Below are 16,999 nucleotides of genomic sequence, written 5' to 3' on the forward strand. Positions count from 1 at the left end.
TTGTGAAATGGTCAGAAATTAGTATTCATACAACAGAAGAAGCAGTAGAAGCTGTCTCTCATATTTTACATGAAGCTGGTGCTAGTGGAGTTGCGATTGAGGATCCGGCAGAGTTGACGAAAGAGCGCGAGCAACAATATGGTGAAATTTATGCATTGAACCCAGATGAGTATCCGGCGGAAGGTGTATTAATAAAAGCATATTTCCCGCAAACGGATTCTTTACATGAAACAATTGCAGGTGTAAAATCATCTATTGATGTGCTTCCATCTTACGACATCGAAATTGGTACTGGAAATATTACCGTTAACGAAGTCAATGAAGAAGATTGGGCTACTGCTTGGAAAAAATATTACCATCCAGTACAAATTTCTGATACATTCACAATTGTGCCGACTTGGGAAGAATATACACCATCTTCTCCGGAAGAAAAAATTATTGAATTAGATCCAGGTATGGCATTTGGAACGGGAACTCATCCGACAACAACGATGTGTATCCGTGCTTTAGAAAAAACAGTACAGCAAGGTGATACGATCATTGATGTAGGAACAGGTTCTGGTGTACTGAGTATTGCAGCAGCGAAATTAGGTGCGTCTTCTGTTCAAGCATATGATTTAGATCCGGTTGCGGTTGAAAGTGCAGAAATGAATGTACGTTTAAATAAAACAGATGATATTGTATCTGTTGGACAAAATAGTCTTTTAGAAGGTATTGAAGGTCCTGTTGATTTAATCGTAGCTAACTTATTAGCAGAAATTATTCTATTATTCCCTGAAGATGCAGCGAGAGTTGTGAAGTCAGGCGGATTATTTATTACATCGGGCATTATTGCTGCGAAGGAAAAAGTAATTTCTGAAGCGTTAGAAAAAGCTGGATTTACAATTGAAGAAGTGTTACGAATGGAAGATTGGGTAGCAATTATTGCACGAAATGCGTAATATAGATTTTAGTCTATAATGAAAAGGGGAGTCTCTCACTATAAGGTGAGGGACTTGCCGTTTGTTATATGAAAAATGATAACGTTTCGTTCTTTTCGTAAGTATTGGCTTACGAAAGGAACGAAACTCTACTAAGGTGATTATATGCAACGTTATTTTGTAGAAGAGAAATATGTAAATGAGACAAGTATTCGCATTGTAGGTGATGACGTCCATCATATCGCAAGAGTAATGCGTATGTCAGCTGGAGATCACATTTATTGCTGTGTAAACGGAAAAACAGCCGTATGTTCAATTGATGAAATTACCAGTGAATTTATTAATACGGCTATTGTAGAATGGGTAGAGGCGTCAAGTGAACTTCCTGTTTTCGTGACGATTGCAAGTGGACTGCCGAAAGGAGACAAGCTAGAGTTAATTTTTCAAAAAGGAACTGAGCTTGGGGCAGCTGCATTCTTACCATTTCAAGCATCTCGCTCTATCGTAAAATGGGATGCAAAAAAAGCTGATAAAAAAGTTGAGCGTTTAAGAAAAATTGTGAAAGAAGCTGCGGAACAATCACATAGAAGTGAAATTCCAGAAGTACACGCCCCAGCATCGTTTAAACAATTGCTGTCAATGAGTGGTGAGTATGATGTTTGCCTTGTTGCTTACGAAGAGGAAGCGAAACAAGGCGAGAAATCTAATTTTGCGAAAGCTTTAACGATGATGAAACCAGGTCAAAAGTTATTGATTGTATTTGGCCCAGAAGGCGGTTTGGCTGAGGAAGAGATTACAGCGCTTCGTGAACATAAATTTGTACCATGTAGTTTAGGACCAAGAATTTTAAGAACAGAAACGGCGCCGTTATATGCGTTAAGTGCTGCTTCGTATCATTTTGAATTGATGGGGTGATGATCAATGTCAACTGTTGCGTTCCATACGTTAGGTTGTAAAGTAAACCACTATGAAACAGAAGCCATTTGGCAATTGTTTAAACAAGGTGGATATGAAAGAACTGAATATGAAAAAAAAGCTGATGTATATGTTATTAATACATGTACAGTAACGAATACAGGGGATAAGAAAAGTCGTCAAGTTATTAGACGTGCTGTTCGTCAAAACCCAGATGCGGTTATTTGTGTAACAGGATGTTATGCACAAACATCTCCAGCGGAAATTATGGCGATTCCAGGTGTAGATATTGTAGTTGGTACACAAGATCGTGAAAAGATGTTAGGATACATCGAAGAATTCCGTAAAGAGCGTCAGCCAATTAATGCTGTGCGTAACATTATGAAAACACGTGTATATGAAGAACTTGATGTACCTTACTTCACGGACCGTACACGTGCATCTTTAAAAATACAAGAAGGTTGTAATAACTTCTGTACATTCTGTATTATTCCTTGGGCGCGTGGTTTAATGCGCTCTCGCGATGGGAAAGAAGTTATTAAACAAGCGCAGCAATTAGTAGATGCAGGCTATAAGGAAATCGTATTAACAGGTATTCATACAGGTGGATACGGTGAAGATATTAAAGATTATAACTTAGCTGGATTACTTCGTGATATGGAAGCGGAAGTAGACGGATTAAAACGTCTTCGTATTTCTTCTATTGAAGCGAGTCAGATTTCAGATGAAGTAATTGAAGTGTTAGATAAGTCTGAAGTAGTTGTACGTCACTTACACATTCCGTTGCAATCTGGATCTAATACTGTATTAAAGCGTATGCGTCGTAAGTATACGATGGAATTTTTCCAAGAGCGCTTAGATCGTTTGAAAGAAGCGTTACCAGGTCTTGCGATTACATCAGACGTAATCGTTGGTTTCCCAGGTGAAACAGAAGAAGAATTCATGGAAACATACAATTTCATTAAAGAGAATCGCTTCTCTGAGTTGCACGTATTCCCGTACTCAAAACGTACAGGAACACCTGCAGCGCGTATGGAAGATCAAGTTCCTGAAGATGTGAAGAATGATCGTGTTCACCGTTTAATTGAACTATCTAATCAATTAGCGAAAGAGTATGCATCACAGTTTGAAGGAGAAGTACTTGAAATTATTCCAGAAGAACAATTTAAAGAGGGCGACCGTGAAGGCCTATATGTAGGTTATACAGATAACTACTTGAAAATTGTATTTGAAGGATCAGAAGAATTAATCGGTAAACTAGTGAAAGTAAAAATCACAAAAGCTGGTTATCCATATAACGAAGCGCAATTTGTTCGTGTCCTTGAAGATGATGTGAAAAAGGAATCAGCAAGCGCATAAAGTGAAACTTTAATGAGCGTGGGATTCATTCCCCGCTCATTATTAGCCCGGACCAATCGGGATAAAAAAGCATGCAAACGGAAACGATTTGCATGCTTTCTTTTTTAGTGGAGAAGTTAAGTACTGAAAATGTATGAAATGAGTAGTTGTTTCGTACGTTCCTGCATGAAAAAAGGTGTAATGATAAAAATATAGTTGCCTTCAGGGGAAAGGATAACAGCTATCTGCATAGTTTTTGAAAAAGGAAGAGCATCTATTCTTCTTTTATTCTGCCAAATAGTTGACCTGAAGTGATAAAATGTATTATAATCGTAAAAGACATGCTGAAGAAGTGTTTCTTTTTGCATGCTGGAGTTAGTATGTAAGTGTGATGTTTCGGAGGGAGGGAAAGAGAATGTCAAAAACAGTCGTTCGTAAAAACGAGTCTTTGGAGGATGCACTTCGCCGTTTTAAAAGATCGGTTTCTAAAACTGGTACACTTGCTGAAGCAAGAAAGCGCGAGTTTTATGAAAAACCAAGTGTAAAACGTAAGAAGAAATCTGAAGCGGCAAGAAAGCGTAAATTCTAAGAGAGGGTGTAAGTTATGAGTCTTCTCGGTCGTTTAAACGATGATATGAAACAAGCGATGAAGAATAAACAAAAAGAAAAATTAACCGTCATTCGTATGGTTAAGGCTGCTTTACAAAATGAAGGTATTAAACTACAGCATACTCTTACTGAAGAAGAGGAACTAACAGTTTTAGCTCGTGAAGTAAAACAGCATAAGGACTCCCTCCTTGAATTTAAAAAAGCTGGTCGTGAAGACCTTGTTAATAAACTGCAAAGTGAAATTCAGATTTTAAGCGCATATTTGCCGGAGCAATTAACGGAAGAAGAGCTAGTTGATATAATCAAGCAAGTAATTTCTGAAGTTGGTGCGACTTCTAAAGCAGATATGGGTAAGGTGATGACTGCTGTTATGCCGAAAGTAAAAGGTAAAACAGATGGATCGCTTGTGAATAAGCTGGTTATCCAGCTATTAGCATAAAAAAACGTCTCATTTCTTATGAGACGTTTTTTTATGCTTTTTTTCAGTTCGGACGTGATATTACAAGCTCTTTTTTCATACATATGGGATGAGAGGGGGTCTTTTGGGATGAAAAAATTAGAACAAATGAAGAATTGGTTAACGAAGCAAATAGACCTACCAGTGGATGTGCTAATGGATCTACCTCGGATCACGCTTGTTGGGCAAGTGCATATCTATATAGAAAATCATCGAGGTTTATTAGTATTTTCAGATAAAGAAGTAAGATTGTTGTTAAAGCATGGTCAGTTATTAATTAAGGGGCAGTCCTTTGTTATTAAAACAATCCTTCCGGAAGAACTTTTGCTTGAAGGGATAATTGAGCAAGTGACGTTTTTAGAAGACGAACAGAAAGAGAAGTAAGGGAAACTTCCGTATGTGAAGTTTTTCTTCTTTATTCTAATGATTTGCCCCTACTATTTAGTTTATCCCGCTTTAATGGGCAGTAAGCCTACGCCTCAAAATTCAGCGAAAGCAAAGAAGTTAGGTGGGGGTCGGGCTGTCCATTAAAGTCCGATTGGTGAGGGCTGATTAAAGTCTCACTTTATCCCGCTATTTATGGAAAATAAAACTCTTTATTTCATTTTCGTACGAGCTATTTTGCTAATTAAAGTGAAAAGTAGTGTGTCTACTTTTGGAAAGGTAGTGAAGGTAGTAGATGAAAAATAAATGGTTTATAAAGTGGCTTGGATATGTAAAGGTACGAATTGAAGGTAGAGGAGCGGAGCGGTTCGTTAACGAATGTGTGCGTAGAAAATTATTAGTTTGGGACGTTAAGAAAATTGCCGATGAAACGTTAGTTTTTTGTATGCTATTACGAGATGTGAAAAAAATAAAGCCGATTTATAGAAAAAATGAGTGTAAACTATATTTTATTGGGCGTTACGGTTTTCCATTTTGGAATAAGCGCTTAATTAAAAATAGTGGATTCTTAATTGGTTTTTTAATTTTCTTCTTTGGCATGATTGCATTATCGAATATGGTTTGGAAAATTGAAATTACAGGAGCGAAACCTGAAACAGAATATATATTGATGAAAGAATTGGACAAAATGGGTATTAAAAAAGGAAAATTACAATTCCAAATGCCTAGTGTAGAAGATGTACAACGTCATTTGACGGACAATATTAATGCGATTACTTGGGCAGGACTAGAAGTAAGGGGAACGACGTACCATTTTAAAATCGTTGAAAAAAATGAGCCGAAAAAAGAAAAAGAACAAAGGCCGCAAAATTTAGTGGCAAAAAAAGAAGCGATTGTTACAAAAACATTTGTTGAAGTTGGAAAACCAGTCGTTTTAAAAAATGATCATGTAGAAAAAGGGCAGCTTCTCGTATCAGGGATATACGGTAATGAGGAGAGTCCAACGATTGTTTCGGCGAAAGGTATTGTATATGGAGAAACGTGGTACACATCTGAGGTGAATGTACCACTCAAGACGCAATTTCAAGTATATACTGGTAATACGTATAATGAGCATTACCTTACATTTGGGAGTACGAAAATAAAAATATGGGGATTTCAGCATGATAAGTATAAACGTTCTCGTACGGAAAGTGTAAAACATGATGTGAAATTATTTGGTTTTACACTGCCGATTGCATATGAAAAAGATGTAGTGCGAGAAGAGGAAGAGGCGAACCGAGAATATACAGAAAAACAGGCAATGAAAGTAGCGAAAGAAATGGCTGAAAAAGAACTAAAGAAAAAATTGGATGAACATGCTATGATTGTAAGTGATAAGATTTTGAGTAAAGAGGTTGAGGCGGATCAACTAAAAGTCACTTTGCATTATACTGTGATTGAAAATATTGCAGAGCCACAACCAATATCCGAATCCGATATTCAAGGAGACTGAGTAATGGCAGAACAATTAGTAGAAATGAACCAACAATTGGAAAATACTAACGAAGCAATCGCTCTTTTTGGAGTCAATGATGCTCATTTGAAAGTAATTGAACGGGAACTGAATGTATCAATCGTAACTAGAGGTGAAACTGTTCATGCATCTGGAGCAGTTGAAACTGTGACACTCGTAGAAAAAATCTTACAACAACTACTTGTTGTTATTCGAAAAGGTGTGTCAATTACAGAAAGAGATGTTGCGTATGCAATTCAGCTCGCACAACAAGGGAAAATTGCTCAATTTGAAGAGTTATATGAAGAAGAAATCTTTAAAACGGCAAAGGGTAAATCCATTCGTGTAAAAACGATGGGACAAAGAAGATATATTCATGCAATGAAGAAAAATGATATTGTATTTGGAATAGGACCTGCCGGGACTGGGAAAACATACTTAGCTGTAGTAATGGCTGTAAGAGCTTTAAAGCAAGGGTATGTAAAGAAAATCATTTTAACGAGACCGGCTGTAGAAGCTGGAGAAAGTTTAGGGTTTTTACCAGGTGATTTGAAAGAGAAGGTAGATCCGTACTTACGTCCATTGTATGATGCTCTGCACGATATTCTTGGACAAGAATATACGCAGCGTATGATGGAAAGAGGTGTAATTGAAATCGCGCCTCTTGCTTATATGAGAGGACGTACGCTCGATGATTCATTTGTTATTTTAGATGAAGCGCAAAATACAACGGGTGCACAAATAAAAATGTTTTTAACTAGATTAGGTTTTAGTTCTAAAATGGTTATTACGGGGGACCCTTCGCAAGTAGACTTACCAAAAGGGGTAAAATCAGGGCTTACGCTAGCTGCTAACATTTTATCTGGTGTATCAGGTCTTTCATTCATTACGTTAGAACAAACGGACGTTGTAAGGCATCCACTGGTACAACGTATTATTGAGGCATATGATAAAATGGAATGATCCTATTTGTCAGGATCATTTCTTTTTGTATTAAGGTTGGCGAACGGCATATTTTTTACTATCATAAAAGATAAGAGAAATAAACTATAGGTACTGGTGTATAAAAATGTTACCTAAAAGTATCGTTGGCTAGAAGAAATGAAAGCTATAAATAGTTTCACTTTATTTCTAGAGAGGAGAAGGTATTGAAATCATGTTAAGATCTCAAGAAATTTCTAAGTGGTTTCGTAATTTACAACATTCGAAAAAACTAAGTTGGATTTCTTACGTTTTATTAGGGGCAGTGCTGTTTTTTGCACTTATGAATAATGTGAAACCAGAGCAATTAGATGTTGATATGTATTCTATTGCGAAAAAAACAATTCATTCTCCTATTAAAATTGAAGATAAGGTTATAACGGAAAGAAAAAAACAAGAGGCCGCTCAAAAAGTCGGGGATCAATATACATATAGAAGTGAATATAAACAAAATAGAGTAGATATTGTAAATGATGTTTTTGCTAAGGTGAATGAAGTAATTCAGGAGATGAAAGCTGCTGGACCTGAAGAGCAAAAAAAGATGACCGATGCGAATAAATTAGAAAAGTTGAAGAAGAAGTTGCCATCTAATTTAACGAAGGAATTATCGGATGAGAATTTATTATACTTTATTAATGCAGAACCGGATCAATTAGAATTAGCAAAGAATGCGGCTTTAACGTCTGTTAGCGTTATCATGGGTGGAAATATTAAAATGTCCGAAGAAATGGCAGCGAAAGAGCGATTTGTTAATGAAATGAAAAGCCTGAATGTGAATAGCGGATTGAAAGAAGCTGTGAATGCACTAGGATCATATGCGATTACAGCAAATTATTTCTATGATCCTGCTGTAACGAAAGAGAAGAAGAAAGCAGAAGAAGATTTAGTTCCACCTGTTTATATTCTTCAAGGACAAGTTATTGTTAGAGAAGGTGAAACAATTTCAAGTGATATGTATAATCAGTTGAAATTAGTCGGTTTATTAGAGAAAGGTAATAGTTTTCAGCCTTATGTTGGATTAGCTGTGCTCATTGGTGTGTTACTATACTTTATGCATAAGCAGTTTGAATTATTTTTACAGCGGAAAAGAGAAGACAAACCGTACATTTTAGCGTATATTACAATTTTGTCTATCACGATTGTTTTAATGAAAATTATTAGTTTGTTTCAAAAGCTTGAATATGCAGGAATTGCGTATGTTGTCCCAGTTGCGATGGGAACGATACTTGTAAAACTAATGATTGGCGATCGATTTGTATTTTTAACAAGTATGATTTTTTCTGTGTGCGGAAGTATTATGTTTAATGAAGGAGTAACAAGTACACTAAATTATAGTGTGGGTATTTATGTGTTATTAAGTTCATTATCAGTGAGTATTTTCTTAAGAGAAAAAAATCGTCGTACGATGATTTTACAAGCTGGTATACTCGTATCTATCTTAAATGTAGTCGTCTTGGCGGCGTTATTATTATTACGTAATGGGAATTTTTCACCTCTTGAAATTGGTACGCAATTATTAATGGCTTCCCTTTCAGGAATTATCTCATCCGTTTTGGCTATGGGGATATTACCATATTTAGAAAGTGGACTTGGAATTGTATCGAGTATGAAGCTTATGGAATTATCAAGTCCGAATCATCCGCTTTTGCGTAGAATTTTATTAGAAGCGCCAGGAACATATCATCACAGTGTAATGGTAGCGAATCTCTCTGAGGCAGCTTGTGAAGCAGTTGGAGCAAATGGTGTATTAGCGCGTGTAGGGGCGTATTATCATGATGTAGGAAAAACAGTACAACCGCAATTCTTTATTGAAAACCAGATGGGAATTGAGAATCCACATGATAAATTAGATCCTGTGACGAGTAAAGAAATTATCATTGCTCATGTAACCGATGGAGTAAAGATGCTCGAAGAATACCATATTCCGCAAGAAATTATTGATATTGCTGGGCAACACCATGGTACAACGCTTCTTAAATATTTTTATTATAAGGCGATTAAAGAAGATAAAGAAAAATATACAGAAGAGATGTTCCGATATCCGGGATCAAAAGCAACTTCTAAAGAATCGGCAATCGTTGGTATTGCGGATAGTGTTGAGGCGGCGGTACGTTCTATGAATCACCCAACGCCAGAGCAAATTAATAATTTAGTGCAAAGTATTATTAAAGATCGCCTGCAAGATGGGCAATTTAGTGAATGTGATTTGACATTTAAGGAACTACAAATCGTTGGAAAAACGTTATGTGAAACGTTAAATGGTATTTTCCATTCGCGTATTACATATCCGGAACCACCGGAAGAAAAGGAGAAAGAATGAGTTTATTAATTGATTTCATTGATGAAACAGAAGAAGTGAAAGAAGAATATGTGAATTTAATTCGTGAGATATTAGGAAAAGCAGCTCAAATGGAAAAAATAGAGGATGGTGCGGAGTTATCAGTGACATTTGTAGATAACGAACGCATTCGCGAGATTAATCGTGATTACCGAGATAAAGATCAGCCTACTGATGTCATTTCCTTTGCTATGGAAGAAATGGGAGAAGGGGAAATGGAAATTGTGGGCGCAGAAATGCCGCGTATGTTAGGTGACCTTATTATTTCTATTCCGAGAGCGAAAGAACAAGCTGAAGAGTATGGACATTCTTTTGATCGTGAACTTGGCTTTTTAGCGTTACATGGCTTTTTACATTTGCTTGGTTATGACCACATGACAGAAGAGGATGAAAAAGAAATGTTTGGAAGACAAAAAGAAATTTTAGAAGCATTTGGATTAGGAAGATGAAAAAAGGAAAACTTATAGATAGTTTTGGATATGCTATAGCAGGTGTATTCTTTTGTCTTCGTCATGAACGAAATATGAAAATTCATTATGTAGCCGCAGTCATTGTTATATGCTGCGGCTTTTATTTCCATATTACGAAAGTAGAGTGGATGATATTACTTATTGTAATAGGAATTGTAATGAGCTTAGAGATGGTAAATACGGCTGTGGAAAAAACAGTAGATTTAGCGACTGCTGATATACATCCGTTTGCGAAAGTCGCAAAGGATGTCGCAGCAGGAGCAGTTTTGTTGTTTGCGATAATAGCCGTTATAATTGGTGCTATTATCTTTTTACCGTATGTGGTATAGTTGCATTCCAAAGCTTTTATTAAGCTTTGAAGGTGCCGTAAAGGCCTTTAATAAGAGAGTGTATCTATTCACAGCTGGGAACAGGAAGGATGCGGGAATATGAATAGTAAACAATTAATTCAAGAAGCAATCGAAGCGCGTAAACAAGCGTACGTACCATATTCTAAATTTCAAGTAGGTGCAGCATTATTAACGCGCGATGGAAAAGTATATCGTGGATGTAATGTTGAGAATGCATCATATGGTTTATGTAACTGTGCAGAAAGAACAGCTTTATTTAAGGCGGTTTCTGAAGGAGATAAAGAGTTTGTAGCTATCGCAATTGTGGCGGATACGAAGCGTCCAGTACCTCCTTGTGGAGCATGTCGACAAGTTATGGTAGAATTATGTAAACAGGATACGAAAGTATACCTATCAAATTTACATGGTGACGTTCAAGAGACAACAGTCGGAGAATTGTTACCAGGAGCATTTTTAGCGGAGGATTTACATGAATAGAAAAGGTTATAAATCAGGTTTTGTCTCTATTATTGGCAGACCGAATGTTGGGAAATCTACATTTTTAAATCGTATTATTGGTCAAAAAATTGCTATTATGAGTGACAAGCCACAAACAACTCGTAATAAAATTCAAGGCGTATATACAGAAAATGATTCACAAGTAATTTTCATTGATACACCAGGAATACATAAACCGAAACATAAACTAGGCGACTTCATGGTGAAGATGGCGCAAACGACATTAAAAGAAGTTGATATCGTTCTATTTATGGTGAATGCTGTTGAAGGCTTTGGTCGTGGTGAAGAATTCATCATCGAGAAGTTAAAAGAAACGAAACAACCAGTATTTTTAGTTATTAATAAAATTGACCAAGTTCACCCAGAACAATTATTAGAGTTAATTGATCAATATCGCAAATTACACGACTTTGCAGAAATCGTACCAATTTCTGCATTAGACGGTAATAATGTGGAAGCTCTAATTGGTACAATTAAAAAGTATTTACCAGAAGGACCACAATACTACCCAGATAATCAAGTAACGGATCATCCGGAGAGATTTATTATTGCAGAGCTTATTCGTGAAAAAGTACTACATTTAACACGTGAAGAAGTGCCGCATTCTGTGGCTGTTGTTATCGATGCAATTCAAAAACGCGAAGGCGGGGCAGTTTATATCAATGCAACGATTGTTGTTGAACGTCCGTCGCAAAAAGGGATTATTATCGGAAAACAAGGGAAGATGTTAAAAGAAGTCGGTAAGCGAGCGCGTTTTGATATTGAAGCATTACTTGGTTCTAAAGTATTTTTAGAAGTATGGGTAAAAGTGCAAAAAGATTGGCGTAATAAAATGTCTCAGCTTCGTGACCTTGGTTTCCGCGAAGACGAGTATTAAAATAGAGTAAAGCTGTAATCAGCGGATGTTTTGTTCATCCGCTGATTATTGGTTTTTATGAGTTTTGATAAATTAGGAAAAATTTTTCTCACATGAAAATGGACAAAATGGGTCAATTTAATAACAACAAAGGAAATTGGTTTATAGGCTACGCTTATTGAGAAAGGTGGATTCTTATGCTAGATTTTACCTGGAAGTTTTTCTCCAAAACAGGAAGCATTGAGACGTATTTGCTTTTGAAAGAAATGGAAAAAGACGTAAACGATGAGATGGATCAACATGAAGAGGAGCTAGCGCATCTAGACTCTCCAATTTCTTGACCCGTTTTGTTCAAACCTTGGATGGTGACGAACATGTTTCAAAAAGTTGAGGGCATCGTTATCCGTACGACAGATTACGGAGAAACGAACAAGATTGTTACAATATTCTCAAGAGAATTGGGTAAGGTAAGTGCAATGGCAAGAGGAGCGAAAAAACCGAAAAGCCGGTTAGCATCTGTTTCGCAACTTATGACACATGGTCATTTTCTTATTCAAATGGGATCTGGACTTGGAACTTTGCAACAAGGCGAGATTATTTCAACTATGAAAGAAATTCGCGAGGATATATTTTTAACTGCTTATGCATCATTTATTGTTGAGTTAACTGATAAAGCAACAGAAGATAAAAAACATAATCCATATTTATTTGAAATGTTATATCAAACGTTGCATTATATGTGTGAGGGTGTTGATCCAGAAGTATTATCATTAATTTATCAAACGAAAATGCTTCCGGTATTAGGGATGCGCCCGTACTTTGATACATGTGCGATTTGTCATCAAGAAACAGATTTTGTCGCCTTCTCTGTTAGGGAGGGCGGTTTTCTGTGCTCACGTCATGCTGAACAAGATCAGTATCGTATACCAGTGGGGGAAGCCGTTCATAAATTATTGCGTCTTTTCTACCACTTCGATTTACATAGACTTGGCAATGTATCAGTGAAGGATAGTACAAAAAAACAAATGCGTTTAGTATTGAATACATATTATGATGAATATTGCGGGATTTATTTGAAATCAAGACGTTTCTTAGAACAACTTGATAAGTTTCAAATATAATTTGGGGCCGTATACGGTCCTTTTTACATCCTTTCTTTTTCGAATAGCATATTTAGTATATAATATTTAAGAGATAGTATAACTTTTTTCGTTGTGCATTAAAGGTGGTGATTATCATAGAGCTGAATAAACGGCAAGAACATATCATTCAGATTGTAAAAGATCACGGTCCTATTACAGGGGAGTCAATTGCTGCGCAATTGGGATTAACACGTGCAACGCTAAGACCAGACTTAGCAATTTTAACGATGGCTGGTTATTTAGAAGCACGTCCACGCGTAGGTTATTTTTATACGGGTAAAACTGGGGGGCAGTTATTATCTGAAGCTGTTAAGAAAATTAAAGTACAAGATTATCAATCTAGACCGGTTGTAATTGATAAAAATGTATCGGTATACGATGCGATTTGTACTATGTTTTTAGAGGATGTAGGTACATTATTCGTTGTAGATCAATCGACTCTATTAGTAGGCGTTGTATCTCGTAAAGATTTATTACGAGCTAGCTTAGGGAAGCAGGATTTAACCTCACTTCCGGTTAATATTATCATGACAAGGATGCCAAACATTGCGATGTGTCGTAGAGAAGATTCTTTATATGATATTGCGATGGAATTAATAGAAAGACAGATTGATGCGATGCCAGTTGTAAAAGATACGAAACAAGGTTTAGAAGTGGTTGGACGAATTACAAAAACAAATATTACACGTGCGTTTGTAAACTTAGTAAATAACGAATAAGTGTAATTTGTTTAAAGTGAGGTAATGTAATGGATAATAAAATCGTATATGTCGTATCTGACTCTGTAGGAGAAACGGCTGATTTGGTTGTTCGAGCAGCAATGGGGCAATTCCCATTTGCTCCTGATATTAGACGTGTGCCGTATGTAGAAGATACAGGGACATTAAAAGAAGTGATTTCGATTGCTAAGAGCAATCAAGCACTTATTTGTTTTACGTTAGTAAAGCCTGACATGCGCCAATATTTAGTGACAGAGGCTGCAAAAGAAGGTGTAGAGGCATATGATATTATCGGCCCTCTAATTGATCAAATTGAAGAAATTACAGGGCAAGTGCCTAGATATGAGCCTGGCGTTGTTCGTAGATTAGATGAAGAATACTTTAAAAAGATTGAAGCGATTGAGTTTGCTGTGAAGTATGATGATGGTAGAGATGCACGTGGTATTTTAAAAGCAGATATCGTGTTAATTGGGATTTCGCGCACATCAAAAACACCACTTTCTCAATATTTAGCTCATAACAAACGTTTGAAAGTTGCCAACGTACCACTAGTACCAGAAGTAGATCCCCCTGAAGAATTATATCAAGTGGCTAAAGAAAAATGCTTCGGTTTGAAAATTACGCCAGAGAAGTTAAATCATATTCGAAAAGAGCGATTGAAATCACTTGGACTAAGTGATGGAGCAACATATGCCAATATTAATCGTATTAAAGAAGAGATTGATCACTTTGAGAATGTAGTTAGTAAAATAAATTGTCAAGTAATTGATGTATCGAACAAAGCGATTGAAGAAACAGCTAACATTATTGTGAATGCAGTGCAAAACCAAAAAATGTTTTAGCACATTTACCAAAGGTGAATGTGCTTTTTTCGCTCGTGAGAAACACAGTGCCTGCTGATTTCGTAATAGATGATAGTGAAGTGGTTATACTTATATTCTTCTGTCTTTTTATTATGTTAAAAGTAGGGTTTCGCTATCCTGAAATAGAAGATGAAAAAATAAAGGGATATGTAGCGTAGTTGAAGAAAATATATTATAATAAAAAATTGTGATAAAAACCTATATTTTACGTTTAGACTTTAATTTTTCAGAATAAACTAGGGATAGGATTTAAGAAATGACATGTAATTACGTTAAATCGACAAAATCTATACAAGAAAACGCACATTATGGAAGGATTCGCAGAAGGGATGTAGAATACAGAAATATGCAAAACATCAATATGGTATGAGTTGATGCAGATGCATATACTGTGAAGGCTGACAATTGTGCGAGTTGGAACGAAATTTCATGTCAAAATTTTGTTTGTCACATCGTATGCTCATCGTTTAAGGAAGCAGCGAGGGAATTTGGATCTATGTAGATGCTGAATAAGCAAAAGTTGATTTCTTTATATGTATCAACATGCAAAAAACAGATCTCGTGATCACATAGGATATGGTGCTTGCTAGTCTTCTTGTGAAAAAATGCATATGTATTGTCTCCATGAGGTACATTTGTAATAGATGAGCAAATGGATACAATTTTATATAGTAGGTACGTATCTGCGAAGTTACGCAGAAAAGGGTCTGCAAAATCGCTTGATAACGTGATCGACAACATTTTCTAATAAGTTTAGAAAAAATATTGTCGAATTATAAAGGAATTTTTTAATTTATATCGAATACAAAATACGACACGGAGATGGAGTTATGGGGAACAGAATTCCTGAAGAAGTTGTTGAACAAATTCGGACATCATCCGATATTGTCGAAGTGATTGGTGAATACGTTCAACTTAGAAAACAGGGACGTAACTATTTCGGCCTTTGTCCGTTTCATGGTGAGAATTCTCCTTCATTCTCTGTTTCATCTGACAAGCAAATTTTTCATTGCTTCGGATGTGGAGAAGGTGGAAATGTATTTTCCTTTCTAATGAAAATGGAAGGACTGGCTTTTACCGAAGCTGTTCAAAAGCTAGGTGAAAGAAATGGAATTGCGGTTGCAGAGTATACATCAGGGCAAGGACAACAAGAAGACATATCTGATGACACTGTCATCATGCAACAGGCTCATGAACTTTTGAAAAAGTATTATCATCATTTATTAGTAAATACAGAAGAAGGAAATGAAGCACTTTCGTATTTGTTAAAACGTGGTATTACAAAAGAGATGATTGAGAAGTTTGAAATTGGTTATGCGTCACCTGCTTGGGATGCAGCAACGAAAATCTTACAAAAAAGAGGTTTATCGTTGTCTAGTATGGAACAAGCTGGTCTTCTCATAAGAAGCGAGAAGGATGGTAGTCATTATGATCGCTTCCGTGGAAGAGTTATGTTTCCAATCTATACGTTACAAGGTAAAGTGATAGCGTTTAGTGGAAGGGCATTAGGAGATGACACTCCGAAATATTTAAATAGTCCAGAAACACCAATTTTTCACAAAAGTAAATTGTTGTATAACTTCCACCAAGCAAGGCCGTTTATTAGAAAACGTGGGCAAGTGGTCCTTTTTGAAGGGTATGCCGACGTACTAGCTGCGGTGAAAAGTGGTGTGGAAGAAGCCGTTGCGACAATGGGAACGGCTTTAACTGAAGAACAAGCAAAACTTCTGCGACGTAACGTTGAAACTGTTGTTCTTTGCTATGATGGTGATAAAGCAGGGCGAGAAGCGACGATGAAAGCAGGGCAATTATTGTTGCAAGTTGGTTGCCAAGTGAAAGTTACATCCTTGCCAGATAAGCTTGATCCTGATGAATATGTGCAACAATATGGGACAACTGCTTTTGAAAATCTTGTGAAATCAAGTATAAGTTTTGTTGGTTTTAAAATAAATCATTTGCGTTTAGGGAAAAATTTGCAAGATGAGTCGGGCAAAGAAGAGTATGTGAAAAGTGTTTTAAAAGAGTTATCGTTGTTACAGGATGCGATGCAGGCAGAATCATATTTGAAGTCATTATCGCAAGAATTTTCGTATTCAATGGAAACACTTTTGAATCAATTGCACCAATATCGCAAAGAACAAAAGGTACAACAAAAACAAGTAAAGCAGGTTTCTAAACCGTCTCAAATTGTTCAAGCAAAACCGAAGTTAACAGGTTTTGAAAGGGCTGAAAGAGAAATTATTTACCATATGTTGCAAAGTCCAGAAGTGGCCGTTCGTATGGAATCCCACATAGAAGATTTTCATACAGAAGAACATAAAGGGATTTTATATGAACTATACGCATATTATGAAAAGGGAAATGAACCTTCAGTCGGAACATTTTTAAGTTGGCTCTCTGATGAAAAGTTGAAAAATATTATTACTGATATTTCGACGGATGAATTTATTAATCCAGAATACACAGAAGAAGTGTTACAAGGCCATTTGGAGACGCTTAGACGTCATCAAGAAAAACTTGAAAAGATGGAAATCATCTTCAAGATAAAACAAATGGAAAAGACAGATCCTGTAGAGGCTGCTAAATATTATGTAGCATATTTACAAAATCAAAAAGCGAGAAAATAGCTTTTTTGATAAATTTTTAGTATAATGAATGTTTGTA

18 protein-coding genes are annotated in these 16,999 nt (G+C 36.3%); all 18 read left to right on the forward strand.

The window, feature by feature from the left end; genetic code table 11:
• Nucleotides 1-2: 2 nt before the first annotated feature.
• The 18 genes from prmA to dnaG all read left to right on the forward strand — a co-directional run bounded on the left by prmA (nt 3) and on the right by dnaG (nt 16,962).
• Nucleotides 3-941, forward strand: coding sequence for a 50S ribosomal protein L11 methyltransferase (prmA, locus tag PDK19_RS02075; protein WP_000872110.1), 939 nt, complete (start codon nt 3-5; stop codon nt 939-941).
• 144 nt (nt 942-1,085) lie between these two features.
• Nucleotides 1,086-1,835, forward strand: coding sequence for a 16S rRNA (uracil(1498)-N(3))-methyltransferase (locus tag PDK19_RS02080; protein WP_001190157.1), 750 nt, complete (start codon nt 1,086-1,088; stop codon nt 1,833-1,835).
• 6 nt (nt 1,836-1,841) lie between these two features.
• Nucleotides 1,842-3,194, forward strand: a complete 1,353-nt coding sequence (gene mtaB / locus PDK19_RS02085) for a tRNA (N(6)-L-threonylcarbamoyladenosine(37)-C(2))-methylthiotransferase MtaB (RefSeq protein ID WP_000108677.1) — start codon at nt 1,842-1,844, stop codon at nt 3,192-3,194.
• A gap of 394 nt (nt 3,195-3,588) precedes the next feature.
• Nucleotides 3,589-3,762 carry a 30S ribosomal protein S21 gene (gene rpsU / locus PDK19_RS02090; protein WP_000048061.1) on the forward strand — a complete coding sequence of 58 codons (174 nt, stop codon included), beginning with the start codon at nt 3,589-3,591 and terminating at the stop codon, nt 3,760-3,762.
• Between the two features lie 15 nt (nt 3,763-3,777).
• Nucleotides 3,778-4,221, forward strand: coding sequence for a GatB/YqeY domain-containing protein (locus tag PDK19_RS02095; protein WP_000054571.1), 444 nt, complete (start codon nt 3,778-3,780; stop codon nt 4,219-4,221).
• A 108-nt stretch (nt 4,222-4,329) separates the two neighbouring features.
• Nucleotides 4,330-4,623, forward strand: coding sequence for a sporulation protein YqfC (yqfC, locus tag PDK19_RS02100; protein WP_000732266.1), 294 nt, complete (start codon nt 4,330-4,332; stop codon nt 4,621-4,623).
• A gap of 295 nt (nt 4,624-4,918) precedes the next feature.
• Nucleotides 4,919-6,118 carry a sporulation protein YqfD gene (gene yqfD / locus PDK19_RS02105; protein WP_000792485.1) on the forward strand — a complete coding sequence of 400 codons (1,200 nt, stop codon included), beginning with the start codon at nt 4,919-4,921 and terminating at the stop codon, nt 6,116-6,118.
• Between the two features lie 3 nt (nt 6,119-6,121).
• Nucleotides 6,122-7,081 (forward strand): PhoH family protein, encoded by a 960-nt coding sequence (locus PDK19_RS02110; RefSeq protein ID WP_000840516.1) that lies wholly within the window; start codon nt 6,122-6,124, stop codon nt 7,079-7,081.
• Between the two features lie 193 nt (nt 7,082-7,274).
• Complete coding sequence (locus PDK19_RS02115) at nt 7,275-9,419, forward strand: HD family phosphohydrolase (RefSeq protein ID WP_000946449.1); 2,145 nt, start codon at nt 7,275-7,277, stop codon at nt 9,417-9,419.
• Nucleotides 9,416-9,886: an rRNA maturation RNase YbeY gene (gene ybeY / locus PDK19_RS02120; protein ID WP_000054691.1), complete on the forward strand. Its 471-nt coding sequence runs from the start codon at nt 9,416-9,418 to the stop codon at nt 9,884-9,886. Before PDK19_RS02115 ends, ybeY begins: the two co-directional genes overlap by 4 nt.
• Nucleotides 9,883-10,236, forward strand: coding sequence for a diacylglycerol kinase family protein (locus tag PDK19_RS02125; RefSeq protein WP_000715476.1), 354 nt, complete (start codon nt 9,883-9,885; stop codon nt 10,234-10,236). The genes ybeY and PDK19_RS02125 overlap by 4 nt, the downstream gene beginning before the upstream one ends.
• Nucleotides 10,237-10,335: 99 nt before the next feature.
• The gene (locus PDK19_RS02130) at nt 10,336-10,734 is read left to right on the forward strand and encodes a cytidine deaminase (protein ID WP_001086296.1); all 399 of its coding nucleotides are present in this window, start codon (nt 10,336-10,338) and stop codon (nt 10,732-10,734) included.
• Nucleotides 10,727-11,632 carry a GTPase Era gene (gene era / locus PDK19_RS02135; protein WP_001080241.1) on the forward strand — a complete coding sequence of 302 codons (906 nt, stop codon included), beginning with the start codon at nt 10,727-10,729 and terminating at the stop codon, nt 11,630-11,632. The genes PDK19_RS02130 and era overlap by 8 nt, the downstream gene beginning before the upstream one ends.
• Nucleotides 11,633-11,808: 176 nt before the next feature.
• Entirely contained in the window at nt 11,809-11,952 is a 144-nt protein-coding gene (locus PDK19_RS02140) for a YqzL family protein (protein ID WP_000883924.1), read from the forward strand.
• Nucleotides 11,953-11,985: 33 nt separating this feature from the next.
• Nucleotides 11,986-12,732, forward strand: a complete 747-nt coding sequence (gene recO, locus PDK19_RS02145; RefSeq protein ID WP_000487010.1) for a DNA repair protein RecO — start codon at nt 11,986-11,988, stop codon at nt 12,730-12,732.
• 107 nt (nt 12,733-12,839) lie between these two features.
• Nucleotides 12,840-13,472 carry a helix-turn-helix transcriptional regulator gene (locus tag PDK19_RS02150; RefSeq protein ID WP_000583759.1) on the forward strand — a complete coding sequence of 211 codons (633 nt, stop codon included), beginning with the start codon at nt 12,840-12,842 and terminating at the stop codon, nt 13,470-13,472.
• A gap of 29 nt (nt 13,473-13,501) precedes the next feature.
• Nucleotides 13,502-14,314, forward strand: a complete 813-nt coding sequence (locus PDK19_RS02155; protein ID WP_000368943.1) for a pyruvate, water dikinase regulatory protein — start codon at nt 13,502-13,504, stop codon at nt 14,312-14,314.
• Between the two features lie 851 nt (nt 14,315-15,165).
• A complete protein-coding gene (gene dnaG / locus PDK19_RS02160) occupies nt 15,166-16,962 on the forward strand; it encodes a DNA primase (protein ID WP_000528214.1) in 1,797 nt (598 codons plus the stop codon).
• The last annotated feature ends 37 nt before the right edge of the window (nt 16,963-16,999 follow it).

The organism is Bacillus cereus group sp. BcHK124 (assembly GCF_027712065.1).
GTDB lineage: Bacteria > Bacillota > Bacilli > Bacillales > Bacillaceae_G > Bacillus_A > Bacillus_A pacificus.

Coding starts and splice junctions, on each gene's coding strand:
- era (WP_001080241.1), top strand. CDS start 10,727: ATGAATAGAAAAGGTTATAAATCAGGTTTTGTCTCTATTATTGGCAGA.
- yqfC (WP_000732266.1), top strand. CDS start 4,330: ATGAAAAAATTAGAACAAATGAAGAATTGGTTAACGAAGCAAATAGAC.
- PDK19_RS02115 (WP_000946449.1), top strand. CDS start 7,275: ATGTTAAGATCTCAAGAAATTTCTAAGTGGTTTCGTAATTTACAACAT.
- yqfD (WP_000792485.1), top strand. CDS start 4,919: ATGAAAAATAAATGGTTTATAAAGTGGCTTGGATATGTAAAGGTACGA.
- ybeY (WP_000054691.1), top strand. CDS start 9,416: ATGAGTTTATTAATTGATTTCATTGATGAAACAGAAGAAGTGAAAGAA.
- PDK19_RS02140 (WP_000883924.1), top strand. CDS start 11,809: ATGCTAGATTTTACCTGGAAGTTTTTCTCCAAAACAGGAAGCATTGAG.
- recO (WP_000487010.1), top strand. CDS start 11,986: ATGTTTCAAAAAGTTGAGGGCATCGTTATCCGTACGACAGATTACGGA.
- PDK19_RS02130 (WP_001086296.1), top strand. CDS start 10,336: ATGAATAGTAAACAATTAATTCAAGAAGCAATCGAAGCGCGTAAACAA.
- PDK19_RS02110 (WP_000840516.1), top strand. CDS start 6,122: ATGGCAGAACAATTAGTAGAAATGAACCAACAATTGGAAAATACTAAC.
- PDK19_RS02095 (WP_000054571.1), top strand. CDS start 3,778: ATGAGTCTTCTCGGTCGTTTAAACGATGATATGAAACAAGCGATGAAG.
- PDK19_RS02155 (WP_000368943.1), top strand. CDS start 13,502: ATGGATAATAAAATCGTATATGTCGTATCTGACTCTGTAGGAGAAACG.
- PDK19_RS02080 (WP_001190157.1), top strand. CDS start 1,086: ATGCAACGTTATTTTGTAGAAGAGAAATATGTAAATGAGACAAGTATT.
- dnaG (WP_000528214.1), top strand. CDS start 15,166: ATGGGGAACAGAATTCCTGAAGAAGTTGTTGAACAAATTCGGACATCA.
- mtaB (WP_000108677.1), top strand. CDS start 1,842: ATGTCAACTGTTGCGTTCCATACGTTAGGTTGTAAAGTAAACCACTAT.
- PDK19_RS02125 (WP_000715476.1), top strand. CDS start 9,883: ATGAAAAAAGGAAAACTTATAGATAGTTTTGGATATGCTATAGCAGGT.
- rpsU (WP_000048061.1), top strand. CDS start 3,589: ATGTCAAAAACAGTCGTTCGTAAAAACGAGTCTTTGGAGGATGCACTT.